Annotated in this window: 20 protein-coding genes; 14 read left to right on the top strand and 6 right to left on the bottom strand. The window is 64.8% G+C overall.

Annotated features, from left to right (window positions below; all coding sequences use genetic code 11):
• The first annotated feature begins 178 nt into the window (after positions 1-178).
• On the top strand, positions 179-622 hold the full coding sequence (locus EIC84_RS21935) for a MarR family winged helix-turn-helix transcriptional regulator (RefSeq protein WP_003052004.1): 444 nt from the start codon (positions 179-181) through the stop codon (positions 620-622).
• An 82-nt stretch (positions 623-704) separates the two neighbouring features.
• Here the strand turns inward: EIC84_RS21935 and EIC84_RS21930 are convergent, their stop codons facing one another.
• The 4 genes from EIC84_RS21930 to EIC84_RS21915 all read right to left on the bottom strand — a co-directional run bounded on the left by EIC84_RS21930 (position 705) and on the right by EIC84_RS21915 (position 7,144).
• Positions 705-2,021 (bottom strand): MFS transporter, encoded by a 1,317-nt coding sequence (locus tag EIC84_RS21930; RefSeq protein ID WP_003065852.1) that lies wholly within the window; start codon positions 2,019-2,021, stop codon positions 705-707.
• A gap of 340 nt (positions 2,022-2,361) precedes the next feature.
• Positions 2,362-5,337, bottom strand: a complete 2,976-nt coding sequence (locus tag EIC84_RS21925) for a cytochrome c (RefSeq protein ID WP_003065850.1) — start codon at positions 5,335-5,337, stop codon at positions 2,362-2,364.
• Positions 5,334-5,891 carry a (2Fe-2S)-binding protein gene (locus EIC84_RS21920; protein ID WP_034362124.1) on the bottom strand — a complete coding sequence of 186 codons (558 nt, stop codon included), beginning with the start codon at positions 5,889-5,891 and terminating at the stop codon, positions 5,334-5,336. Before EIC84_RS21920 ends, EIC84_RS21925 begins: the two co-directional genes overlap by 4 nt.
• 95 nt (positions 5,892-5,986) lie before the next feature.
• Entirely contained in the window at positions 5,987-7,144 is a 1,158-nt protein-coding gene (locus tag EIC84_RS21915; RefSeq protein ID WP_003065846.1) for an FAD-dependent monooxygenase, read from the bottom strand.
• Between the two features lie 322 nt (positions 7,145-7,466).
• On the opposite strand from EIC84_RS21915, the gene EIC84_RS21910 reads away from it, so the two are divergent.
• The 5 genes from EIC84_RS21910 to EIC84_RS21890 all read left to right on the top strand — a co-directional run bounded on the left by EIC84_RS21910 (position 7,467) and on the right by EIC84_RS21890 (position 13,319).
• Positions 7,467-8,246 (top strand): Asp/Glu racemase, encoded by a 780-nt coding sequence (locus EIC84_RS21910; protein WP_003065844.1) that lies wholly within the window; start codon positions 7,467-7,469, stop codon positions 8,244-8,246.
• Between the two features lie 11 nt (positions 8,247-8,257).
• The gene (locus tag EIC84_RS21905; RefSeq protein WP_003065841.1) at positions 8,258-9,085 is read left to right on the top strand and encodes an alpha/beta fold hydrolase; all 828 of its coding nucleotides are present in this window, start codon (positions 8,258-8,260) and stop codon (positions 9,083-9,085) included.
• Positions 9,086-9,135: 50 nt separating this feature from the next.
• Positions 9,136-10,221, top strand: a complete 1,086-nt coding sequence (locus EIC84_RS21900) for a hypothetical protein (protein WP_003065839.1) — start codon at positions 9,136-9,138, stop codon at positions 10,219-10,221.
• Positions 10,218-10,904 carry an N-carbamoylsarcosine amidohydrolase gene (locus EIC84_RS21895; protein ID WP_003065837.1) on the top strand — a complete coding sequence of 229 codons (687 nt, stop codon included), beginning with the start codon at positions 10,218-10,220 and terminating at the stop codon, positions 10,902-10,904. The genes EIC84_RS21900 and EIC84_RS21895 overlap by 4 nt, the downstream gene beginning before the upstream one ends.
• A 108-nt stretch (positions 10,905-11,012) precedes the next feature.
• Entirely contained in the window at positions 11,013-13,319 is a 2,307-nt protein-coding gene (locus EIC84_RS21890) for a molybdopterin cofactor-binding domain-containing protein (RefSeq protein ID WP_003065835.1), read from the top strand.
• A 6-nt stretch (positions 13,320-13,325) separates the two neighbouring features.
• Here EIC84_RS21890 and EIC84_RS21885 read toward each other — a convergent pair whose 3' ends face one another.
• Both EIC84_RS21885 and apbC read right to left on the bottom strand, forming a co-directional pair.
• The gene (locus tag EIC84_RS21885) at positions 13,326-14,288 is read right to left on the bottom strand and encodes a LysR family transcriptional regulator (protein WP_003065833.1); all 963 of its coding nucleotides are present in this window, start codon (positions 14,286-14,288) and stop codon (positions 13,326-13,328) included.
• Positions 14,288-15,379, bottom strand: coding sequence for an iron-sulfur cluster carrier protein ApbC (apbC, locus tag EIC84_RS21880; protein ID WP_003065831.1), 1,092 nt, complete (start codon positions 15,377-15,379; stop codon positions 14,288-14,290). Before apbC ends, EIC84_RS21885 begins: the two co-directional genes overlap by 1 nt.
• Positions 15,380-15,502: 123 nt before the next feature.
• Here apbC and EIC84_RS21875 point away from each other — a divergent pair, with 123 nt between their 5' ends.
• The 8 genes from EIC84_RS21875 (at position 15,503) to EIC84_RS21840 (ending at position 25,274) form a co-directional block, all read left to right on the top strand.
• The gene (locus EIC84_RS21875) at positions 15,503-16,072 is read left to right on the top strand and encodes a restriction endonuclease (RefSeq protein ID WP_003065830.1); all 570 of its coding nucleotides are present in this window, start codon (positions 15,503-15,505) and stop codon (positions 16,070-16,072) included.
• Positions 16,073-16,165: 93 nt separating this feature from the next.
• Positions 16,166-17,452 (top strand): patatin-like phospholipase family protein, encoded by a 1,287-nt coding sequence (locus tag EIC84_RS21870; protein ID WP_003065828.1) that lies wholly within the window; start codon positions 16,166-16,168, stop codon positions 17,450-17,452.
• A gap of 75 nt (positions 17,453-17,527) precedes the next feature.
• Positions 17,528-19,273, top strand: a complete 1,746-nt coding sequence (locus EIC84_RS21865; protein WP_003065827.1) for a sensor domain-containing diguanylate cyclase — start codon at positions 17,528-17,530, stop codon at positions 19,271-19,273.
• Between the two features lie 229 nt (positions 19,274-19,502).
• Positions 19,503-21,650 carry a methionine--tRNA ligase gene (metG, locus tag EIC84_RS21860; RefSeq protein WP_003065825.1) on the top strand — a complete coding sequence of 716 codons (2,148 nt, stop codon included), beginning with the start codon at positions 19,503-19,505 and terminating at the stop codon, positions 21,648-21,650.
• A 124-nt stretch (positions 21,651-21,774) separates the two neighbouring features.
• The gene (locus EIC84_RS21855) at positions 21,775-22,116 is read left to right on the top strand and encodes a hypothetical protein (protein WP_003065822.1); all 342 of its coding nucleotides are present in this window, start codon (positions 21,775-21,777) and stop codon (positions 22,114-22,116) included.
• A 339-nt stretch (positions 22,117-22,455) separates the two neighbouring features.
• Positions 22,456-22,785 carry a c-type cytochrome gene (locus tag EIC84_RS21850; RefSeq protein WP_003065819.1) on the top strand — a complete coding sequence of 110 codons (330 nt, stop codon included), beginning with the start codon at positions 22,456-22,458 and terminating at the stop codon, positions 22,783-22,785.
• The gene (locus tag EIC84_RS21845; protein WP_003065818.1) at positions 22,786-24,063 is read left to right on the top strand and encodes an NAD(P)/FAD-dependent oxidoreductase; all 1,278 of its coding nucleotides are present in this window, start codon (positions 22,786-22,788) and stop codon (positions 24,061-24,063) included.
• Positions 24,064-24,251: 188 nt separating this feature from the next.
• Positions 24,252-25,274 carry a YeeE/YedE family protein gene (locus tag EIC84_RS21840; RefSeq protein WP_003065817.1) on the top strand — a complete coding sequence of 341 codons (1,023 nt, stop codon included), beginning with the start codon at positions 24,252-24,254 and terminating at the stop codon, positions 25,272-25,274.
• Positions 25,275-25,350 lie beyond the last annotated feature (76 nt).

The following is a 25,350-nucleotide window of genomic DNA, read 5'->3' as shown; positions in this document are numbered from 1 at the left end:
GAATGAGCTGGCAACCTGCGCCGATGTACTCGCAAGCCCTGATGCTCCTCCTTGCCGCACGTGCTGCTTTGAAGCAGTTTTACAGCGTCTCGCCCATGCACCGCGCTTGTCGCAAATCACGGTACTTGGCGTGATTTTTGGTAAGCTCACGCGAACCATGATTCAGCAGCCATCAGCCATGACGCCACAGGATGGCTATCACTTTTCGGACCAGATCGGCCACCTGTTGCGACGCGTCTATCAAAGGCATGCCGCGCTTTTCCAGCAGTACATTCCCGACTCTCAGCTCACGGCGGCGCAATTCGTGGTGCTGTGCTCTGTGCGTGACAACAAAGGCAGCTCACTGGCCGACATCGTCAAGGCTACGGTGATCGATCAGGCCACCATACGCGGCGTGGTGGACCGACTCAAGCAGCGTGAACTGGTTCAGGTGGAGCATGACCGCATGGACCGGCGCAAGGTCGTCATCAACCTCACCGAAGCCGGTCAGGATCTGGTGCACGACATGGAGCCCTTTGCCAAGCAGATCACCGAAAGCACATACGGCAAGCTCAATCCCGCGGAGCGTCTGGCGCTGGATTTCCTGCTCAGAAAGATGCTGGAAGGCAGCGACTCCGAATGAGCTGCTGCAGCCCCCAAAAAAGCAAAGGCCAGAAGGAGCAATCCTTCTGGCCTTTTTGCTGAGCCGGCCGCTCAGGCCGTCATCAATCCAGCGCCCGATTGCGCGACTCCACGTCCACCGCCCAGATCGACAGCGCACCACCGACCAGCATCGCCGACAGTACGGCCAGGGCCATGGTGAAGTGGGTGGCCATGATGGGCGCAATGATGGCCGGGGCGAACAGGCCGCCGAAGCGCGCCACAGCACCTGCCATACCCATGCCGCTGGCGCGCAGGTCGGTCGGGTAGACCTCGGGCGTGAAGGCATACAACGCGCCCCAGGTGCCCAGCAGCGAGAAGCTCATCAGCAGCGTCGATCCGATCACCACGAAGGGTGAGGAGCCCAGGCTATAGAGCATGCAGCCCACGGCGCTGAGCAGCAGAAATCCGATCAGCGTAGGCTTGCGGCCCCAGCGTTCCACGCCATAAGCCGACAGCGCAAATCCGGGCAGCTGCACCAGCGCTAGCACCACCAGGAAGACCTGGCCACGCATGAAGGCAAAGCCTTCGCTGCTGAGCTTGACGGGCAGGTAGACAAAGACGCCGTAGTAGGCGATGGAGATCAGCGCCCAAGCCAGGAACAGCGAGAAGCTGCGACGGCGCAGATCTTGCGAGAACAGGGCGAAGAGAGACTTGCGCTCCTGCTTTTCAGGCTGCAGGGCCGGGATGTCGACCGTGTTTCCGTTGACCTTGGCCACCCGTTGCAGCACCTTGCGCGCCTCTTCGGACTTGCCGTTGCGATTCAGGTACATGGGCGATTCGGGGATGTAGAAGCGCAGCACCACGCCGATCAGCGCCGGCAGTCCGGTCACGAAAAAGATCACGCGCCAAGCATCCTCGCCCCAATATACGGCCATCAGCGCCAGGATGGCCAGGAAGATGGTGCCCACGGCCCAGAACGACTCCAGCAGCACCAGCCAGCGGCCACGGCGGTCGCTGGGCAGGAACTCGGCCATCATGGTGTAGTCCACGGGCAGCGTGCCGCCCACGCCTATGCCTGTGATGAAGCGAAGCACCAGCAGCCAGGCGAACTCGGGCGCAAAGGCCGAAGCCACTCCCGCAAGGGCGTCGATCACCACGGCCATCATCAGCACCGGGCGGCGGCCTATGCGGTCTGCCAGTCTGCCGAAGACGAAGGCACCGATCAGCATGCCGATGAAGAAGAAGGTGCCGGTCTGCAGCGCCTCGGGCACAGTCTTGCCGAAAGTCTTGGCAATGGACGGCGCACTGAAACCAATGGACAGCACCTGCATGGCGTCCGCCAGCCAGACCAGGCCAAAGATCACGAACAGCCGGTACTGAAACTTGCCCACACCCGCAGTCTGGATGCCTTTTTCCACTGAAATATATGTAGATGACATGCAGGGACTCCTTTTTTAGTCATCGCAATTGTTGAATCTGTCTTCTCGCAAGCACCGCCATTCGGCCTCGGCCTATTCGTGCAGCGCTTTCCACCCATCACACATCCAGAGCGACCCCCTCCCTCGGCGCCATTTCCATGGACCGATGAAAAAGATTCCAGATGTCGGTATCTGCATCCAGGCGATGGGTACATTCCGTACGGTCGGCATAGCGATAGCCCGTCCGTGGCTGTCCATCCCCTGTCCCCAGCATCAGATGTCCGGACCCGGCCCCTGGAGAGACTCCAGGGCAAGAGATCCATGTCCGCGGCATCGCCCATGCCGCCGCCCGCTGCAGCCCCTAGGGCGCATGCGCCTGCACCTGCGCTCGCAGCCGCTTAATCGTCTTCGTATCGTCTGGCCAAGCTTTTTCCTCCGGTGCAAATCGTTGACGCAAATATCCGATCAGGTCCGCAATCTGCCTGTCGTCCAGGCTGTCCCTGAAGCCGGGCATATAGCCCAGCGCATCGTCGGCGGGTGTCTGGATACCGTTCAGGACGACCTGGAGCAGGTTGTCCGGGCTTGCGGCATGCAGGTTGGTATTCAGGGCTAGCAGAGGCTTGACGCCGAACAGTGTGGGCCCGCTGCCCGCCTCATGGCAGACCGCGCAGGCGTTCTGGTAGATGCGCTCGCCGTTGACCTGGCGCTCCATCGCCGGGGCCGGCGTGGCCACGGGGGCGGCCACAGTTGTAGTCAGAGGAGCGACGGGCGCAGCCTGGGACGGTGCGGTCTGCGCATCCTGTGCAGCCTGGCCCGGCAGTTCCATCAGATACGTGGCCATGGCGCGCACATCGGCTTCAGGCAACTGGGCCAAGCCGTGGATGACGGGCGCCATGGGCCCCGCCGCCACGCCATGGCGGGCCGAGAAGCCCGTGCGCAGGTACTGGTACAGCTCCTCGCGACTCCAGGGCAGCTTGCCGCCGGCCAGCTGGTTGAGCGCAGGGGCGCTCCAGCCTTCGGCCTCGCCGCCGCCCAGATAGCGGATGCCGCTCTTTTCGGCCCCCAGCGCATTGCGCGGCGAGTGGCAGGCCGCGCAATGGCCCGCGCCCTCGACCAGATAGGCCCCCCGGTTCCATTCGGCGCTGCGCGCGGGGTCGGCCTTGAAGGGCGTGGCGTCGTGGAACAGCAGATTCCAGCCGGCCATGGCCGGGCGCAGGTTGTAGGGAAAGGCCAGTTGCGTCTCGGAGGCCTTGGCCTTCACGGCGGGCTGGGACATCAGATAGCCATATAGGGCCTGCAGGTCACCATCGCTGAGCTTGGCGAAGGCCGTGTACGGGAATGCCGGATACAGCTGACGTCCATCCTGGTGGATGCCGTGGCGCATCGCGCGCTCGAAGGCTGCATAAGACCAGCGGCCGATGCCTGTTTCGTTGTCGGGCGTGATGTTGGTGGAGTAAATGGTGCCGAACGGCGTCTCCAGCCCCAAGCCTCCCGCATTGGAGGCACCACCCGGCGCCGTATGGCAGACCACACAGTCGCCCGCGGCAGCCACCAGGCGGCCGCGCTCCAGGGCCTGGGGCGAATAAAGAGAGACGTCGGGCCCGTCGGTCAGCGGCAGAGCCGGTTTCAGCGGCCAGCCCATGGCAGCCATGCCGACAAGGCCCGCAGCACCTGCAGCCAGCCAGCCCCAGCCACGACCGGACTTTGCAATGGATGATTTGCCCGCGCCCTCGCCGGCCAGCGCCAGGCGCAGTTGTTCGGGCCGAAAGGGCACTTCGCGCAGGCGCACGCCCGTTGCATGGTGGATGGCGTTGGCAATGGCGGCGGCGGCGGGCAGCGTGGCCACCCCGTCCAGCGCCAGACCACCCTGACGGATGGGTCCGACATCGCCGCGCGCATGCTCCGCCAGATCGGAACCAGGTTTGGCGATCACATCGAAACCAGTAGCGGAAGCGACGGAACCAGTCCAGTCGTCGAAGGCGGGAGCCGTGCTCAGCAACCGGCGCGCATCGGCCAGCAACTGCGGGTCCTGCTGCACGATTTCGGGTCGCGTACTGGCCGCCTGGGCCGCTTGTAGACTGCGACTGTCATGGCCGGCCACCACTCGGGTCACCTCAATCTCGCCGGTGAGCGGATGCACGGCCACCTCGGCCACCCAGGCGCTCCATGCATGCAGGTCGGCGCCCTGAGCATCCAGAGTCTGCAGCTGGGCAGTGGCAAAGCCTCGACCCAGCAGGCGGCCATCGGTGTCTTGCGGAATGTCGTCTTGCGGTGATACCTGCGCACGCTCGGCCACCTGCTGCGCGAGATCGCGCACCGGGCCTTCGGGCAAATGCTGCAGGCGCCACTGCAGTGGGTCATGCCCCAGACCCAGGGCCTGCTCATGCCAATGGCTTTCATGGGCAAAGACTTGGGCGGCATTCAGATCGTCGACACCGGCATGCCGCAGACTGGCGACCACCTTGCGCTCGCGCACTTCGCCGGCATCGAGCACGGTGGCCAGAGCGACGGCTCGCGTCAAACCGGGCTGGCTCAGCAGGCGCGCCATGCTGGGGCGCACGGCCCAGGGGGAGTCGGACAGCAGCAGGTCGGGCTGCGGCGATGCATTGCCTTCATGGGCCTGCACCATCGTGCCGGCTTCAAGCGCCTGCGAAGCCTGCGCATCCACGCGCAGCACCAGCTCGCGGCTACCGCCTGTACCCGCGGCCCCTGCCTCGCAGGCCACGCTGACGGGCCGGCCCACGGCATGGGACAGCAGGGCCGCATCGGCGGCTGCATCCATGAGGTCCAGCGGATGCACGCTGCCAGGGCCCATGGCAGGCATGCTGAACAGCCTCAGCGCGGATTCTGGGCATTGCAGCAGCGTGGTCAGTTCACGGCCGATCATCTGGCGTACGTCGGCTTCACACGGCGGCAGCCAGAGGCTGATATGACCGTCCAGGCTCCACGCGGCCACGCGTGCCGTGCCGGAACCAGCGCTCACATCGGCCATGCGCCAGACGTAGCGACCGGTATCGATCGACTCGTGCGATTCCTGCGATCTGGAGGCGTGAGAGACGGGGCGAGCCGACAAGGCCGCCTGCCCGTCCTTCCATACAGGCACCAGGCTGGCAAGCGCCTGCCGCGCATGGACGAGCGCCACGGCAACCACGCCCAGAAAATGCTCGCGCTGCACGGCGGCCACCACGCCGGTCATGGCCTGCGCCTGGTCCAGCCACGCATGGGCGGGCACGCTGCCTTGGTAGCGCAGCCCGTCCCAGGCCGCGACAGGTGGGCGCAGCGCCAGGCCATGCAGCAGGTCGGAAGGCAGGGCGGGGGGGGTGTTGGCCGTGTTCATGGCTGGACCCCGCCCGCACTTGAAGATGGAACGCCGGAGGGCGCCTGCAGCGCGGCCCGTTCCGCACGCAGCTGCACGGCGCGCAGGGCCGCCTGCATGATTTCCACATGCGTGCCGCAGCGGCACAGGTTGTGGTGCAGCTCGTTGCGCAGCTCCTGCTCGGTGGGGTTCGGGTTGCGACGCAACAAGGCCTCCACCGTCATGATCATGCCATTGAGACAGTAGCCACACTGGGCGGCCTGACAGTCAATGAAGGCCTGCTGCGTGGTGCCCGGACACTGGCGCGATCCCAGGCCTTCCAGCGTGGTCACTTCTCGGCCCACTGCCGCCTTCACGGGAATCACGCAGGAACGCGCGGCCACACCGTCGATCAGCACCGTGCAGGCGCCGCACTCACCCAGGCCGCAGCCGTATTTGGGCCCGTTCAGCTCCAGGTCATTGCGCAGCACATGCAGCAGCGCCGTCCCTGGCGCGGCCGGCACCTCGCATGCGCGTGCATTGACCTGCAGGAGGATGAGGTGAGAGGGACTGCTTGAATGAACTGGGATTCCCATGGGACGAGGCTCTTGCAACTGCGGTTCAGGATGTCGGCGTTCTGCTGCCAGACGGGAGAGGGATATCTACCCCCTGTCCGGCAGGGCAGCGAGTATCAGGCAGCGGCCTTGACCCTGGGTTCGACCAGGGGCACGTTGAACACGTCGTAGCCGAAGCACCAGGACGGATCTTCGTTGGTGCGCAGCCAGGTGTTGTCGTGCGAGATGCGCTGCACCTTGCTGGCGCGCTCGGCACGGTTGGCCTCATACAGCGCGAAGGCCAGCTCATGGTTGTGCGCACCGACTTCCTTGAGGCAGCGCGCCAGCATGGCGCCGTCCTCGATGGCCATGGCCGCGCCCTGGGCCATGTGGGGCTTCATGGGATGGCAGGCATCACCCAGCAGCACCAGACGACCACGGCTCCACAGCGGCAGCGGGTCGCGCTCCAGCAGCGACCATTTGGTCACTTCCACGGTGGCGTCGATCAGCGCCTGCACCGTAGGGTGCCAGCCCGAGAAGGCCTCGCGCATCTCTTCCTTGCTGCTGGGCAGCCAGCGGTCGTCGAGGTCCCACTTTTCGACCGGAACGCCGGTCACGTAGTACAGCTCGTCGGCCTTGCCGGTGACGAAGTAGGTCATCATGTGGCGGTCATCGCTCCACCACTTCACGCAGGCATCGAAGGGCAGCATGCCGGCCTTGACTTCGGGCGTGGGGAATACGGCGCGATGGGCCAGGTAGCCGGCGTACTTGGGCAGCTCGGGGCCCAGCAGCTCTTCGCGGATGCGGGAGTTCACGCCATCGGCACCGATGACGATGTCGGCCTCTTCGGTCGAGCCATCCGCGAAGTGCATGAGCACCACATTGCCCCGATCCTCCACCTTGGTCAGGAACTTGCCATAGGCCATCACGCTGTCGGGCAAGGCCTCGATCAGCAGCGCATGAAAGTCGCCGCGGTGCACGGTGAGGTAGCTGGCGCCGTATTCCTTGACGGCGTAGTCGCCCAGCGGGATCTGGGCCAGCACGTCGCCCGTCTGCCAGTGGCGGCTGTACCAGTAGTCTGGGTGGGAGCCCTGCTCGTTGAGCGCGTCCTCAATGCCGATGCGACGCAGGATCTTCATCACATTGGGACCGACGTGGATGCCGGCTCCCAGACGAGAGAAGCTGGGCGCCTGCTCATAGACGCGGACATTGAAGCCTTCCTGGAGCAGCAGCTTGGCAGCAGCGGCCCCGCCGAGACCGGCACCGACAACGGCGATTCGAGGGGATTGGGACACAGTTTTTCTCCTTGCAGGAATGTTGAAAGCCAGACGGGGCAACCGTTGCTTCGGCGCGTCCATAAATGCTTGAGAGCAGGAAGCGTGCCAGGCAACAAAACATTTAATTCAGGTGTATGCGCTTAAATTTCCAAAATCACGTATGCACCATGGAGCGGCAGAATAAATTGGAATTCAACATTTTTGGTGCAAATTTCGCACCAAATAAGTACAAACACCGAGAAAAATCTCATTTGCAAGTCGGCATATCTTTTGCAAGAATAAAGCGTACACACTCATTTAACTCTGATCAGAAACCCTCAAAACTCTGCAAAGGCAAGTCATGACCCAAACGTTCCGCATCGGCCAGATCGTCCCCAGCTCCAACACCACCATGGAGACCGAAGTGCCGGCCATGCTGCAGGCCCATTCCACGCTGCGCCCCCAGGACCGCTTCACCTTCCACTCCAGCCGCATGCGCATGAAGAAAGTGGTGAAGGAAGAACTGGCCGCCATGGATGCCGAAAGCGACCGCTGCGCACTGGAGCTGAGCGATGCGCGCGTGGACGTTCTGGGTTATGCCTGCCTCGTGGCCATCATGGCCATGGGCCACGGCTACCACCGCGTCTCGCAGGCCCGACTGACCGAGCGCACGGCCAGCAACGGCGCCACCGCGCCCGTAATAACCAGCGCGGGTGCGCTGGTGGAGGCGCTGAAGGTCATGGGCGCCAAGAAGATCGCCCTGGTCGCCCCCTACATGGTCCCCCTGACCGAGCTGGTCAAGAACTACATCGCCGCCGAAGGCTTCGAGGTGGTGGACTGGCGTGCGCTGGAAATCCCCGACAACCTCGACGTGGGCCGCCACGACCCCTCCAAACTACCCGGCATCGTGGCGGACATGAACTACGCCGACGCCGACGTGATCGTGCTGTCGGCCTGCGTGCAAATGCCCTCGCTGCCGGCCGTGGCCCAGGTCGAGGCCGAAACCGGCAAACCCGTGCTGACCGCCTCCATCGCCACCACCTACGCCATCCTCAAGGAGCTAGGCCTCGACCCCGTGGTACCGGGCGCAGGTGCGCTGCTGTCGGGTGCTTACCCCTACGACACGGCGGCCAAGGCCTAAGGAGAAACCGCATGACCAGCACGCTTCTCTACGGCGGCAACGTCCACTCCAACGGCATACGCCAGCACTATCTGCGCTACGGCGGCGCCGACGGCGAGCGCGCGCAACGCGACGCCGTCATCCTGATCCCCGGCATCACCAGCCCGGCCGTGACATGGGGCTTCGTGGCCGAGCACCTGGGCCGCCAGTTCGACACCTATGTGCTGGACGTGCGCGGCCGTGGCTTGTCCTCATCCGGCCCGGGCCTGGACTATGGACTCGATGCCCAGGCCGCCGACGTGACCGCCTTCGCCCAGGCTCTGGGACTGCCGCGCTGGGCGTTGGTCGGCCACTCCATGGGCGGACGTATTGCCGTGCGCGCCGCGCGCAGCCAGCCGACCGGGCTCACGCGCCTGGTCATCGTCGATCCGCCGGTGTCCGGCCCGGGCCGCCGCGCCTACCCGGCCACCCTGCCCTGGTATGTGGACTCCATCCGCCAGGCCACGTTGGGCATGGACGCCGAAGCCATGCGCGCCTTCTGCCCCACCTGGACAGAAGAGCAGCGCCAGTTGCGTGCCCAATGGCTGCACACCTGCCATGAGCCTGCCATCGTGCAGAGCTTCGAGGACTTCGGCCGCGACGACATCCATGCCGATCTGCCTCGCATCCTGCACCCGCTGCTGCTGGTCACGGCCGAGCGCGGCGACGTGGTACGCGGTGAGGACGTGACTGAGTGGCAGGGCCTGGCACCCCAGACCGAGCATGTGCGCGTACCCGCTGCCGGCCACATGATTCCCTGGGACAACGAGGCCGGGTTCTATGAGGCCCTGGGCGATTTCCTGGGTGCACGGGTGGACTGAATGCCCGCCCGCCGCCCCTTCCCTTTCATCGCGACACCAAGGAGCCGACCATGTCCGTCAGCGATATCGATCTGATCCACGCCTGGAAGCAGGTGCTCACGCTGTCCCGTCTCGAAGCCGGCCAGACCGTCACCGTGCTCACGGGCGCCGACACGCACCCGCAGACGCTGCGCTGCGCCATCGCTGCCTCCAGCGAAATGGGCGCACGCGTCAATCGCCTGGACTTGCCGCCCGTCAACGCCGAAAAGTCGCTGAGCCGCGACTCCCTGGCCTACCTGGGCACGACTCCGCTGACCGGCAACCCCGCCGCCATCGCCGCACTCAAGGCCAGCGACCTGGTGCTGGACCTGATGACCCTGCTGTTCTCACCCGAGCAGCACGAGATCCTGCAGACCGGCACCAAGATCCTGCTGGCTGTGGAGCCGCCCGAGGTGCTGTGCCGCATGGTGCCCACCGAGGGCGACCGCGCGCGCGTGCAGGCCGCGTCCAAGCGCATCGAGGCGGCCGGGCAGATGCACATTAGCTCAGCTGCGGGAACCGACCTGCGCTGCCGCCTGGGCAGCTTCCCCGCCATCTGCGAATACGGCTTCGTGGATCAGCCCGGCCGCTGGGACCATTGGCCCAGCGGTTTCGTGCTGACCTGGCCCGACGAGGGCGAAAGCAACGGCCGTGTGATCCTGGACCGGGGCGACATCCTTCTGCCCATGAAGGACTACGTGACCGAGCCCATCGAGTTGGTCATCGAAAAGGGCTATGTCACGCGCATCGGCGGCGGCCTTCAGGCGAACATCCTCAAGGAGTACATGGCCTCCTACGAGGACCCCGAGGCCTATGCCGTCTCGCACATCGGCTGGGGCCTGCAGCCACGCGCCCACTGGTCCATGCTGGCCCACTACAACAAGGAAACCCACATCGGCATGGACGCGCGTGCCTTCGAGGGCAACTTCCTGTGGTCCATGGGCCCCAACAACGAGGCAGGGGGTAGTCGTACTACGGCCTGCCACATCGACATTCCCATGCGCCATTGCACGGTGACCCTGGACGGCATGCCCACAGTCATTCACGGCGTGGTGCAGGACGAGGAAGGACTGGCGCGCGCCGCCAAAAGGTTCAAGCTTGGAAAGGACATCGCATGACAGCCACCACCTTGCCGACCACCGGCACCCAGAGCATCCCCACCGAGGGCGTGCAGGGCGACATCTCTGCCTACGCCCGCCAGGGCTTCGGCACGCCGCTGCCGCTGAAGGCGCCCTTCGGCCTACTCATCATCGACTTCGTCAACGGCTTTGCCGACCCGACCGTATTCGGCGGGGGCAACATCCCCGAAGCCATCGCCCAGACGCAGCAGCTGCTGACCCATGCGCGCGATCGCGGCTGGCCCGTGGCCCACAGCCGCATCGTGTTCTCGGACGACGATGCCGACCACAACATCTTCTGCCTGAAGGTGCCGGGCATGCTGACACTCAAGGAAGACAGCCATGAGAGCGCCATCGTCCCCGAGCTAGCCCCCGCAACGGGCGAGTACGTGGTGCGCAAGAGCACGCCATCGGCCTTCTTCGGCACCATGCTCGCGCCCTGGCTGGCCCAGCGCGGCGTGCAGACCCTGGTGGTGGCTGGCTGCGTGACCAGCGGCTGCGTGCGAGCCAGCGTGGTCGATGCCATGCAGTCGGGCTTTCGCCCGCTGGTGGTGACCGACTGCTGCGGCGACCGCGCCCAGGGCCCGCACGAGGCCAACCTGTTCGACATGGCCCAGAAGTACGCGGCGGTGATGCCGCTGAGTCAAGCCATCGCCGATACCGACGCTCTCGCCGCAGGCTGATCCCACCGCGCCAACGTGCCTATGGTGCCGGCCCTGCACAGCAGGCCCCAGAGTGCATAACATGCACCCGGCATGCCTGCATGGCCTGCCAGCGAAGAACACCACCCCATGAACCTGCCCCAGCCCCAAGCCCTGCACGCGCAGCTGCTCACGCGCGCCGACACCCTGCTCGTGGTGCGCCAGCCAGTGGCGCCGCCGCGCCCTGCGCCCGGCCAGCCCGGCACGGCCACCGACTACGTGCAGTCCACCCCCGAAATCTTCGTTGCCGTGCTGGCCGACGAAGATGCACCGCAGGGCTGGCGCACCCTGGCCTTCAATGGCCATGTGGACCTGGGCACGGGCATACGCACGGCGCTGGCGCAGATCGTGGCCGAGGAACTGGAAGTGCCGCTGGACCGCCTGGACATGGTGCTGGGTCATACGGCTGCCGCCCCCAACCAGGGGCCGACCATTGCCAGTGCCAGCATCCAGATCTCGGCCGTGCCGTTGCGCCGCGCGGCCGCCCAGGCGCGCGAGCAACTGCTCGCGCTTGCTGCACGTCAATGGAATGTGGCCGCAGACCATCTGCAGGCGCGCGAAGGCCTGGTGCGCTTTGCCGATGGCAGCGATGCCCGCCAGCTCGACTATGGCGAGCTGCTGCGCGGCCAGCAACTGCAGCTGCAACTGGCGCCCTCCGAGCAGGATGTGAAGCTAAAGCCTGCCAGCGACTACCGGCTGGTGGGCCGAGGCGCAGCGCGCGTGGACATTCCCGCCAAGGCCACGGGCGAGCTCAGCTTTGTCCACGATGTGCGCGTGCCGGGCATGCGCCATGGCCGCGTGATCCGCCCACCGCATCCGGGCCGCGACGGCGGCGACTTCATCGGCCGCTGCCTGGTGACCGTGAACCACGACTCCGTGGCACACCTGCCCGGCAATGTGCAGGTCGTCACCGAAGGCGATTTTGTCGGCGTGGTCGCTGACCGCGAGGAACAGGCCATTGCCGCCATGCGCGCGCTGCGCGTGCAATGGAAGGCCGTGCCGGCCGCGCCAGATCTGTCCGACCTCACCTCGGCCATCCGCGCCAATCCGGCCCAGCAGCGCGCCCTGGTCGATCAGGGCCCGGTGGATGACGCCTTCGCCGGCGCAACCACCGTGCTGCGCCGCAGCTATGTCTGGCCCTACCAGATGCATGCATCCATTGGCCCATCCTGCGCCGTGGCAGATTTCAGCGAGGGCCGGCTCAAGCTCTGGGCAGGCACGCAGAACCCCCACATGCTGCGCACCGACCTGGACCGACTGCTGCAACTGAGCGAAGAGCGCATCGAGATCGTTCGCCTGGAAGCCGCAGGCTGCTATGGCCGCAACTGCGCCGACGATGTCTGCGCCGACGCCGCCCTGCTGTCCATGGCCGTGGGTGCGCCAGTGCGCGTGCAGCTCACACGCGAGCAGGAACACCAGTGGGAACCCAAGGGCACAGCCCAGCTCATGGACGTGAGCGCGGCCATCGACGCCCGGGGCGAACTGCAGGCCTACGACTTTTCCGTGCGCTACCCATCCAACGACGCACCACTGCTGGCCCTGCTGCTCACGGGCCGCATCCCGGGCCAGCCGCGCACGCTGGAGATGGGCGACCGCACGGCCGTGCCGCCCTACCGCTACGCCAGTCAGCGCATCACCTGCCATGACATGGCGCCCATCGTGCGTTCGTCCTGGCTGCGCGGCGTCTCGGCCCTACCCAACTCCTTTGCCCATGACTGCATGATCGACGAGCTGGCCCATGCAGCCAATGCAGACCCCGTGGACTACCGCGTTCGCAATCTGGACGACACGCGCGCCATCGAGCTGATCGAGGCCACGGCCCACCACGCAGGTTGGCAGCAAAATCACACGGGAAGCCGGGGCCGGCCCGGCGCCGACGGCATGCTGCACGGGCGCGGCGTGGCCTATGCGCGCTACATCCACAGCCGCTTTCCCGGCTTTGGTGCAGCCTGGGCCGCCTGGGTCATCGACATCACCGTGGACCCCACCAGCGGACGCATCGCCGTGCAACGCCTAGTCGTGGGCCAGGACACGGGAATGATGGTCAATCCCGATGGCGTACGTCATCAGATCCACGGCAACGTCATACAGACGCTGAGCCGCAGCCTGATGGAAAAGGTGGCTTTCAACGACCATGGCGTGGCCAGCCGCGAATGGGGTGGCTACCCCATCATCGGCTTCCGCGATCTGCCGCCCATCGAAGTGGTGCTAATGCCCCGCCAGGAGGAACCACCCATGGGCGCAGGCGAATCAACCTCGGTGCCAGGACCCGCCGCCCTGGCCAATGCATTGTTCGATGCCACGGGCCGGCGGTTCTATGCGGCCCCGTTCACACCCGATGCGGTGCGTGCCGTGCTCCACGCCACGCCCCCATGCGGACAGGACAGGCCCGCCTGATCACGTTTACTCCTTCAGAGCACCCGCGTGCCGCAGGCACTGCAAGCGCCACTCGGCATCAGCCTGCAGCTCCAGCGCTGCCAACAGAGCCCGCGTGGGCGCCATACCCTGTTGAGTCATGAAGCCTATAGGAGTGACCAGCTCGGGCGATCGCAGCGGCCGTGCGATCAGACCCGGCATGTGACGCACCGTGGCCACCATGGCGCCTGGCAGCACGGTGACCATGGCACCTCCATCCCCTGGGATACTCTCGGCCACGGCCATGACCAGGCTCAGCACGGAATTCGTTTCCATGGCGGGCAGCACCTCGCGCTGCACGGTAGCGAAGGCCTCGTCGATTACCGTGCGGTTGTGCATGTCGGGCGTGAGCAGGCAAAGCGGTAGGGCTGCCACCTCGCTCCAGGCGATTTCGGGCCCAAAAGCAAAGGGGCGGCTGTCGCACTGTGTATCCCGGCACAGCAGATAGTAATGTTCCTGGTACTGCAGCCAGGACTGCAGGCGCGGGCCACGCCGCGGCAGTCTGGCGCTGTATCCCAAAGCCAGGTCCAGGGACAGATCCTCGAGTCCGGTTTCTATCTCGGCCGAACTCATGGACAGCACCACGGGCATGATGCCGGGATGCCGCTGACGCAGCATGGCTGCGAAGCGCGTGAGCATGGGCATAGCCGTTGGCACGGCTGCCATGCGCAACTGGCCGCGCAGTGCTCCTGCGGCAGCACTCAGTTCCTGGCGCAAACTTTCCTCTGCGCGCAGCATGGCCAGGGCCGTAGTCAGCACCTGCTCGCCCTCGGGCGTGAAACCCGCAAACGACCGCCCCCTGCGCACGATGACGGCACCGAACTCATCCTCCAGCGCCTTGAGCGCATTGGATAGTGCAGGCTGCGTTACATGACAGGCCTGCGCCGCCCTTGCGAAATGGTGGTGCTCATTGAGCGCCACCAGATAACGCATGGAGGTCAGAAGGTTCATCAGGTATTGCTGCTGACCGTGATCGTGGGGAACTTGCTGGAGAAGTCCTTGGCCTTGAGTGCCACCTTCACAGCCAGATCGCGCGCCACCTTTTTGTAGACCTGTGCGGCTTCGCTCTCGGGCTCGGCCACCACCGTGGGCTTGCCGCTGTCGGCCTGCAGACGGATCTGCAGCGACAGGGGAAGCGCCCCCAGATAGTCGATGTTCTGCTCGCCTGCCATCTTCTTGCCGCCGTCGGCGCCAAAGATATGTTCGACATGTCCGCAGTTGGTGCAGACATGGGCGGCCATGTTTTCGACCAGGCCGAGAATCGGCACGCCGACCTTCTCGAACATCTGAATGCCCTTCTTGGCATCGATCAGGGCGATGTCCTGGGGCGTGGTCACCACCACGGCACCCGTCATGGGCACGCGCTGGGACAGCGTCAGCTGGATGTCACCGGTTCCAGGCGGCATGTCGACCAGCAGATAGTCCAGATCCTTCCAGTTGGTCTGGCGCAGCATCTGCTCCAGCGCCTGGGTGGCCATGGGGCCGCGCCAGATCATGGCCTGGTCATTGTTGACCAGCAGACCGATGGACATGACCTGCACGCCATGGTTCTCCAGCGGCTCCATGGTCTTGCCGTCATGGCTTTCGGGCTTGCCCGAAACACCCATCATCATGGGCTGGCTGGGGCCGTAGATGTCGGCATCCAGAATGCCCACGCGGGCACCTTCGGCGGCCAGCGCCAGCGCCAGATTGGCCGTGGTCGTGCTCTTGCCCACGCCGCCCTTGCCGGACGAGATGGCGATGATGTTCTTCACGCCGGGCAGCAACTGCACGCCACGCTGCACGGCATGCGAGGCCACCTTGGTGGTGATGTTGACCGAGACATTGCCCACGCCAGCCACAGTCCTGGCCGCAGCGATGAACTGGCTGCGCAGGGCAGGCTGCAGGCTCTGGGCCGGATAGCCCATCTCCACATCGAACGAGACGTCGTCACCGGCAATCTGCAGATTGCGCAGGGCGCGCGTGCTCACAAAGTCCTTGCCAGTGTGCGGATCAAGCACGGTGGCCAGCGCGCTCAGAAGCGCTTGTTCTGTAACAGCCATTGGATTTAGTTTTCCAGAGGTTTCTTCAATGAGGGATAGTCTAGCGAAGCTGTCCAACCCCTGTGCACAGGAGACAATGCAGCCCTTTGCCCAAGATTTGAGAGACAGCCCGTGAAATTGAAGATGGCCGAAAATTCCCTGTTTGCAGTCCTGATGCGCTCACGCTGGTGGATCAGCTTTGCGATCTGCGCTGCGGTGGTGCTGGTGTCGCTGGCGGTGTTCCCCAAGGACATTTCGCCTTTTGCCGCTTTGGGAGCCTTCCCGTTCTTCGTCGTCGGCTGCATTGCCTGCTACAAGCAGCTGCGAGCCCCCAGCCCGGCCAGGCTGGAGCAGATTCAGCAGGTGATCGCCGAGCAGTCCTGGGCCGACTTCAGCGCACAGTTGCAGACAGCCTGGCAAGCCGAAGGCTATGAGGTTCAGCGCCTGAACCAGGCCGGCGCCGACCTGCTGCTGACGCGCAACGGCCAGACCAGCGTGGTCGGCGCGCGCCGCTGGAAAGCCGCCGCCCATGGCGTGGAGCCGCTGCGCGAGCTGCAGGCCGCACAACACAAGCTGAAAGCCGATCTCTGCGTTTACGTGGCTCTGCAGCCTCTGGGCGAAAATGCCGCCAGCTGGGCCGCGCAGAATCAATTGGTGGTGCTGGATGCCAAGTCCATCGCCACGCTGATTGCCAAGAACCAGAAAAAGAGCTGACGGCCGCCGCAGACTGTCACCAGGGCCGCCGCCGGCCCGCTCGATGACCCGGCCCACCTACCGCCCGCGGCCCAATCCGGGCACACTGCAGCCATGGCGGCAGTGCAGTTCTCTCCCACCCTCCCACCCAGTCTTGCCGAAGCAGAGCGGCAGAGCTCCATAGGCCCTAGCTCCAGCATCGGGCAGACCGGCCTGTTGCTCAGCGGCGGCGGCGCCCGGGCTGCCTACCAGGTCGGCGTGCTGGCCGCCATCGCCGAGCTGCGCCGCGCTCGCGGTCTGCAGCATGGCCCCAATCCCTTTCCAGTGCTTGCAGGCACATCGGCAGGCGCCATCAATGTCGCAGCCCTGGCTTGCCATGCCGATGCCTTTGACAGCGCAGTGCGGCGCATGCTGCATGTCTGGGGCCATATGCATACCGAGCAAATCTACAAGGCCGACTCGCTCAGCGTGCTGCGCAGCGGCGCACGCTGGCTGACGCTGTTGTCGCTGGGCTGGGCGCTGGCCCGCTGGAGCCGCATGCGCCCGCGCTCGCTGCTGGACAATGCTCCGCTCAAAACCCTGATGAACAGCGGCCTCATGCCTTTCGAGCGCATCCCACAACTCATCGACAGCGGTCATCTGCACGCCCTGGCCATTACCGCATCCAGCTACAGCAGCGGTCAGCACATCACTTTCTTTCAGACTCGCGAGGCCTTGAGCCCCTGGGTGCGCGACCAGCGCAAGGCCGTGCAGACCCTGCTGACCGCCGATCACCTGCTGGCCTCGTCGGCCCTGCCCTTCATATTTCCAGCCATGCCGCTGCCCATGGACGGACATCTCGAGCATTTCGGCGACGGCTCCATGCGCCAGACTGCGCCCCTGGCACCAGCGATTCATCTGGGCGCCAGCAAACTGCTGGTCGTCGGAGCGGGCAGACGCCACGAGCCCGTGAGCAGCCAGCCGCAGGTCGATGCCAGCTATCCCACACTGGCCCAGGTGGCCGGGCACGCGCTGTCCAGCATTTTTCTGGACACGCTGGCTGTGGACATAGAGCGTGCTGAACGCATCAATCACACGCTGAGCCTGATTTCACCGGCCGAGCGCATTCACAGCCGGCTGCGCCCTATCGAGGTACTGGCCATCACCCCCAGCGAGCGCATCGACGATATTGCCACGCGCCACATCGACAAGCTGCCGCGGCCGGTGCGCACCCTGCTGGCCACGCTGGGCGTGCGCGCAGGCACGGGCAACCCCATGCGTGACGGCGCGCTGGCCAGCTACCTGCTGTTTGAGCAAGGCTATACCCGTGAACTGATAGCACTGGGCCGCAAAGACGCACTGGCTCGAAGTGAGGAGCTGTGCGCCTTCCTGGGTTGGCCTCAAGAATGTAACAAATGTTAATGATGCAAAAAGAGCCAGGCAAATGATGCGTGAGACACTTTGCATGACCTTCATCATCTTTCCGGCAATCGCCTAGTGACTCCATCCCCACAGCCCATCCGCGCTTCCAAATCGCTCAAGCTCTCGCTGATCCTGCCTTTTGTTGCACTGATTGCGCTGCTGACATCGGCCCTGGGCATGCTCTGGTACTGGACGGGCAGCAACACGGTGTCCGCCTTGTCCGAGCAGGTGATGGAAGAGAAGGCCGAGCGTATCGCGCTGATCGTGGATCGTCACCTGCACCCGTCCAGCGCCGTGCTGGAGGCTGCGTTTCCCAGCGGCCAGCCCGTAGCTGCCGATATCCGCGAACATATTCCCGACCTGATCTCCCGGCTGTGGGTGGCGACCTCGCTGCATACCCGGCCCAATGACTATGTGTACTATGCCAATATCGCAGGCCAGGGCATTGCTCTCAAGCGAGTGGCTCCAGAACTGGGCCAATTGCGCCTCAAGACTCAGTCCGGCGAGCACCGCAGCTACTTCAAGGTCGCCAGCATGCATGCCGAGCCGATCTATGAATCCACCGAAACCAATCTGTTCGAGCCGCGCCAGCGCCCCTGGTTCAAGCTTGCGGCGGAGTCGGCCGATGTGATCTGGACTCCTGCCTATATCGACTTCAGCGCCAAGGACCTGGTGCTCACTCGCGCACGCCGCATTCTCTCCAGCAAGGGCAGCCTAGAGGGGGTGATTGCCACTGATATTTCGCTGCGCGCACTCAATGAATTCGTCAACCAGTTGCATCTGAGCGAACATGGCCGCGCCTTCATCATCGAGGCCGACGGCTCCCTGATCGCCGCCACCGGCATGCCCAACATCCACCGGCGCGAAGACGGCAAGCTGGAGCGCATGAGCGCCGCCAACAGCCAGGACCCGCTGATTCAGGCGGTGTACGACAAAATCCAGGGCGCCTTCCAGTCCTCGCTGTCCAGCGACGGCCCCGGCACGGCCCTGCTCGAAGATGACAGGCACAACCATATTCGCATTGCCTACCGTCGCCTGAGCAATGGAGCCGGTCAGGACTGGATGGCCGTGGTGGCCGTGCCGCACAAGGACATGCTGGCCGGCGTCTACCGCCATATGGCCCTGGTGGGCAGCCTGGGCTTGCTGGCCCTGGTCGTGGCCGTCGTCATCGGCACCCGCATCTTCGGCGCCGTGGCCAACGATATGCGCTCGCTGACCCGCGCCGTGCGCCGCGTGGGCCTGGGCGAAATCGACACGCCGATCGAAGTGCAGCGCCGCGATGAAATTGGCGAGCTGGCCCACAATTTCCACCGCATGCGCCACAGCCTGTTCACCGATCCACTGACCGGGGCCAGCAACCGCAGCGCACTGCAGCATATTCTGACCACACTCACCCGCCCCCTGCCCGGCCAGAGCATGGCCGCCCCGTTTGCCCTGCTGTTTGTGGACCTGGATCGCTTCAAGCCGCTCAATGACCGCTGGGGCCATGACAACGGCGATCTGGCACTGGCCGAGATCAGCCTGCGCCTGCGCAATCTGCTGCGCCCCGATGACGTCGTGGCGCGTCTGGGCGGTGACGAGTTCATCCTCATCCTGCGCGGCGTCAGCGACGAGGAGCAGGTACAGGCCGTGCGCCTGAAGATAGAGCATGCGCTGCAGCAACCGCTGGGCACGCTGCAAGGCATTCCCGAGGGCGAAGCCGTGACCGTGGGCGCATCCGTGGGACAAGCCCTGTATCCCAGGGATGCCCAGGATGCGCAAAGCCTGCTCAAGGTGGCCGACCAGGACATGTATCGCAACAAAAGGCCTTCGGTGGGCTGAGCGCAGCCCCGGCTATCGCTTCCAATTTTGAAGCTGCTTACGCTTTATATTCATAGAATTAATATTGTTTTCAGCTTGAAAACAATATGTGCACTATGTAATTAGCTATAAAAAGCAAAGCAAATGTCGTTCCCGAACGAACTCGGCGGGCGCCGCCGCAAAACCCGCGCCCGCAGCCCGGAGCCAAGCCCTTCTAGAATGACGGGTTCTCTGTGAAAGCTGTTTCCTCATGACCGCACGCAAACTATTCGTCACCACCGCCCTGCCGTACGCCAACGGCAACTTCCACATCGGCCACATCATGGAATACATCCAGGCCGACACCTGGGTGCGTGCGCAGCGAATGCAGGGCAACGCGGTCAACTTCGTGGGCGCCGACGACGCCCACGGCGCGCCCATCATGATTGCCGCCGAAAAGGCCGGCAAGACGCCCCAGCAGTTCGTGGCCGACATCGCCGCCGGCCGCAAGCAGTACCTCGACGGCTTCCACATCGCCTTCGATAACTGGAGCAACACCGACAGCGCCGAAAACCACGAGCTGTCCAAGCAGATCTATCTGGACCTGAAGAAGGCCGGCTTCATCGAAACCCGCACCATCGAGCAGTTCTTCGATCCCGAGAAGAACATGTTCCTGCCCGACCGCTTCATCAAGGGCGAATGCCCGCGCTGCCACGCCAAGGACCAGTACGGCGACAACTGCGAAGTCTGCAGCTCGGTCTACGCGCCCACCGACCTCATCAACCCGTTCTCGGCCCTGTCGGGTGCCACACCGGTGATGAAGTCCTCCGAGCATTTCTTCTTCAAGCTCTCGGACCCGCGCGCCGTGGAGTTCCTGACCGAGTGGACGCAGAACGGCAAGCATGTGCAGCCCGAAGTCGCGGCCAAGATCAAGGAATGGTTCGGCGTGCGCACCAACCCCGACGGCTCGACCAGCGAAGGCCTGGATGACTGGGACATCAGCCGCGACGCGCCCTACTTCGGCATCGAGATTCCCGATGCGCCGGGCAAGTACTTCTATGTCTGGCTGGACGCGCCCGTGGGCTACCTGGCCTCGCTCAAGGAACTGCTGAACCGCCGTGGCGAAGACTACGACGCCTACATGGCCGATCCCGATCTGGAGCAGTACCACTTCATTGGCAAGGACATCATCACCTTCCACACGCTGTTCTGGCCTGCGATGCTCAAGTTCAGCGGTCGCAAGACGCCGACCAGGATCTGCGTGCACGGCTTCATGACCGTGAACAACGGCGAGAAGATGAGCAAGAGCCGCGGCACCGGCCTCGATCCGCTCAAGTACCTGTCGCTCAAGATGAACCCCGAGTGGCTGCGCTACTACCTGGGTGCCAAGCTCAACGGCAAGAACGAAGACATCGACTTCAACCCCGAAGACTTCATGCTGCGCGTCAACTCCGACCTGATCGGCAAGTACGTCAACATCGCTTCGCGTGCCGCAGGCTTCATCAGCAAGCGCTTTGACGGCAGGCTGGGCGTGGTCAGCGAAGACGGCCAGACCCTGCTGGCCGCGCTGCGCGAGCAGCAAGCCGCTATCGTCGCCGCCTACGAAGGCCGCGACTCGGCCCGCGCTGCGCGCGAGATCATGCTGCTGTGCGACAAGGTCAACAGCTATGTGGACGCCAACAAGCCCTGGGAGCTGGCCAAGAAGGAAGGCATGGATGCCCGCCTGCACGATGTGTGCACGACCTGCATCGAAGCCTTCCGCATCCTGACCATCTACCTGAGCCCCATCCTGCCCGGCGTGGCCGCAGAAGTCGCCAGCTTCCTCATCGTGCCGCCCGAGAACTTTGCCGACGTGGTCAAGCCCCTGGGCGTGGGCCACCAGATCGGCGTCTACCAGCATCTGATGCAGCGCGTCGATCCCAAGCAGCTCGAAGCCCTGTTTGAAGCACCCGCCGGTCAGGCAGCCCCTGCCGCTGAACCCGCCAAGGCCGAGAAAAAGGCCGCCAAGAAGGCTGAGCCCGTGATCGACCCCAACGCCCCCGGCGGCGAACCGCTGGCCGAGACCATCAGCATCGACGACTTTGCCAAGGTCGATCTGCGCATCGCCAGGATTCTGGAATGCAGGGCGGTGGAAGGCTCGACCAAGCTGCTGCAGCTGACGCTGGATGTGGGCGAGAAGGACGAGAACGGCCAGCCCAGGACCCGCAATGTGTTCAGCGGCATCAGCAGCATGTACCAGCCCGAGCAGCTGCAGGGCAAGCTGACGGTGATGGTCGCCAACCTGGCACCGCGCAAGATGAAGTTCGGCCTGTCCGAAGGTATGGTGCTGGCCGCCAGCCACGCCGACGAGAAGGCCCATCCCGGCATCTATGTGCTGGAACCCTTCCCCGGCGCCATGCCCGGCATGCGGATTCATTGATCCTATGCCCCCTCCTGAGTCGCCTTCGGCGCCTTCCCCCTGGGGGGACGACAGCCTCGCTGCGGGGCGGCGGGGCCGCCTTAGGCCCTTGTTCGCTGTCCCCGAGCTGGGCTCTGCCCTTTGCATGCTCCGCAAACCCCCGCGCTTCCTGGCCCTGGGGGCTTTTTGCTTCAGCCTGACGCTCTCGGGCTGCACCGTGATCGCCGTCACCGGCACTGCCATCAGCGTGACGGCCGGGGCCGTGGGTCTGGCCGCCGATGCCGCCATCGGCACGGCCAAGATCGTGGGCAAGGGCGTGGGCAAGGCCGCCGATGCCTTGATGGATGAGGACCAGCCCGATGCCAGCGGCGTGAATATTCGCTACCGCGATCCGTCGGCTACCGCTCCCGCAGCGGCAGAAATGCCGGCAACGTCCGCCAATACCACGCCTTCCGCGCCCTCTGACGGACTGCCGCCGCAATACTGACGAACCGCCTGCATCCGTTCACAGAAAACCGCATTGCGCTATACATCAGATAGCGCAATGCGGTTTTTTGATGCCCTGGCGCGCACCCGCAAGCACAAGCGCAGCGCATAACTAAATAACCAATAACTTCCTGTTACACCACCGGGATATTGAGCTTGTCAGAGCCGGTCCGCTTCCTAGAATCCGACTCCATCGGCTCTGCCTGCTCCGCCCCTGCCCAGAAGAATGCTCGACATTCGCCACACATAACAAAGGCCGCGCACATTCAGGCATCGAGGTCATAAATCCCCCACGCGGCCTTGCGTGGGGACAACGGGAGGCCCCATGCGATCGAAACCCTTGCTCACTTCAGCGCGCCCTGCGCTATGGCTGGCTTTTGCCCTGGCAGCGCCGCTGCCCAGCCTGGCCAACCCTGCCGCCACCTCCTTGCGTGTGCAGGATGTGGCCGTGCTGGCTGCCAGCTGCGCCAACTGCCACGGCCCGGACGGCCGCTCCACGGGCGTCATTCCCCAGCTGCGCGGCCTGCCTGAGGCCCATCTGCTGCAGCGCCTGCAGGCCTTCAAGGCCGGCACCGCCAAGGACGCCACCGTCATGACCCGTCTGGCCAAGGGCTACGACGATGAGCAACTCAAAGCGCTGGCCCAGTGGTTCAGCAAGAAGGGCCAGTAAATGCAGATCAATCGTCGTCAAATTCTCGGCGGTGCCGCCGCCGGCGCAGCCAGTTTCGCCATGCCCGCCATCGTGCAGGCCAAGGCAGCCTCGGCCCATGTGGTCGTGATCGGCGGCGGCTTTGGCGGAGCCACGGCCGCGCGCTATCTGCGCCAGTTCGCGCCGCATATCCAGGTCACGCTGGTGGAGCCGGCCGAGCGCTTCTATACCTGCCCCTTCTCCAATCTGTACCTGGCCGGCCTGCGCAGCTGGGACAGCATAGGCCACGGTTACGGCGGTCTGCGCAAGGCCGGCGTGAACGTGGTCCATGCACGTGCCGACCAGGTCCTGACCGACTCCAGGCGCGTGCTGCTGTCCAACGGTCAGGCGCTGAGCTATGACAAGCTGGTGCTCTCGCCCGGCATCGATATGCGCTGGAATGCACTGGAGGGCTATGACGAGGCGGCTTCCCAGCTCGCCCCCCATGCCTGGAAGGCCGGTGCGCAGACCCAGCTGCTCAAGAAGCAGCTCGAAGCCATGCCCGACGGCGGCAAGTTCGTGATGGTCATTCCTGCCAACCCTTTCCGCTGCCCGCCCGGCCCCTACGAGCGCGCCGCCATGGTGGCGCACTACCTCAAGAAGCACAAACCCCGCTCCAAGATTTTGCTGCTGGACGACAAGGATGCCTTCTCCAAGCAAGGTCTGTTCATCCAGGGCTGGAAGGCGCTTTATGGCGACATGATCGAATGGGTCAAGCAGGCCGATGACGGCAAGGTCACGCGCGTGGATGCCAGGAACCTGGAAGTGGAAACTGCGTTCGGCACCAGGCACAAGGCCGATGTGCTCAACGTCATCCCGCCCCAGAAGGCCGGCTTTATCGCCGACCGCGCCGGCGTAACCAATGCCAGTGGCTGGGTGCCCGTCAAGCCCGAGTCCTTTGAGTCCACTCAGGTCCAGCATGTCTATGTGCTGGGCGACGCCACGATTGCCGCGCCCATGCCCAAGTCCGGCTTTGCCGCCAATACACAAGGCAAGGTGGCCGCTGCTGCGATTGCCGCCGAGCTGAGCGGCCAGCCCCTGCCTGCGGCGGCCTTTGCCAACACCTGCTACAGCCTGATCGGCGCCGACTACGGCATCTCCGTGGCCGGCGTCTACCGCACGGCAGCGGGCAAGCTGATCGAGGTGCCAGACTCCGGCGGCGTGAGTCCCTTGAACGGCGATGCCGCCTTCCGCAAGGCCGAGGCCGACTACGGCGCAGCCTGGTACAAGGCGATCAGCGCGGATATCTGGGGTGGTTGACTAGAGGCATCCCCCTGAGGCGCTAACGCGCCTTCCCCCTTCTCTCGTTGCGCTTCGCTTGCGGGAAGGGGGACGCTGGCTTTGCTGCGGGGCGGCCCTTGCTCGCCAGCCCGAGCGAAAGTTCACGCTTCATGCGCTGGATGCGAATCTCTGCCACCCGCCCTCCTCTGCTTTATTGAACGACTGATATGTTGTTGTGGTCTGTTTTTTTGCTAGGCATGGCCTTCGGCGTCGCCGCGCGGCTGGGGCGTTTCTGTCTGCTGCGCGGCCTGCGCCAGAAAATGGGGCTGGATACCGAAGTCGCGGCGGGCCAGGCACCTGCATTGCAGGCCTTTGCCCTGGCCTTGGCCGTGGCCTTGCTGGCCTCGCAGGGGCTGCAGGCTCTGGGAATGCTCGATCTGAGCCAGGCCGCCATTGCGCGGCCCAGCTTTTCCATGGCTGGCGTGCTGATTGGTGGTTTGCTGTTTGGCATCGGCATGGTGCTGGCACGCGCCTGCGGAGCACGCTCTCTAGTGCTGCTGGCGGGAGGCAATCTGCGCTCTCTGGTCACCCTGGTGTTTCTGGCGCTGGGCGCACAACTGGCCATGACGGGTGTGCTGACGCCTCTGCGCCTGTGGCTGCAGGCCCTCACCCCCCTCACTCTGGCCCAGGCCACCTTGCCCGCCTATCTGTCTTCCCTGAATACATGGCTGCTGACGCTTGGGCTGGCCTTGCTGCTGCTGGCCTACGCCCTGCTGCATCCCGGCCTGCGTCAAAGCCGCTTGCAGTGGGGCAGTGCGTTGCTCATAGGCCTGCTGGTGGCTACCGGCTGGTGGCTGACTGCGCATATCGGGGTCGATGAGTTCGAGCCGGCCCGCCTCACCTCGCTGAGCTTCATCGGCCCGATCGCCGAGACCCTGCTCTATCTGCAACTGTCCGTGGGCCGCGAGCCCGGCATAGGCCTGGCGCTGACGGCTGGCGTGCTCGCCGGCGCATTTCTCGCAGCCTTTGGCAGTCGCACGGCACGCTGGGAAGGCTTTGACTCCACCAGCCGCCTGGCTGCCAGCGCCGGTGGCGGCCTGCTGATGGGCGTTGGCGGCGTGCTGGCCGCAGGCTGCTCCATAGGCCAGGGGCTGAGCGGGCTGTCCACGCTGTCACTGGCCAGCTTTGCGGCCGTTGCTGGCATCCTGCTCGGAGCGCTTCTCAGCCTGCGCCTGCTGCGCCAGCAATAGCGCTGGCTTCGCTTGGGTATTCACCTCCGGATCAGGACCTGCTCCTAGAATCTCCAGCCACCAGCTCTGCTTGTGC

Origin of the sequence: Comamonas sp. A23 (genome assembly GCF_004522605.1) — a bacterium.
In the GTDB taxonomy this organism is placed as follows: Bacteria; Pseudomonadota; Gammaproteobacteria; order Burkholderiales; family Burkholderiaceae_C; genus Comamonas; species Comamonas thiooxydans.
This window is presented reverse-complemented; position numbering and strand designations above follow the sequence as displayed.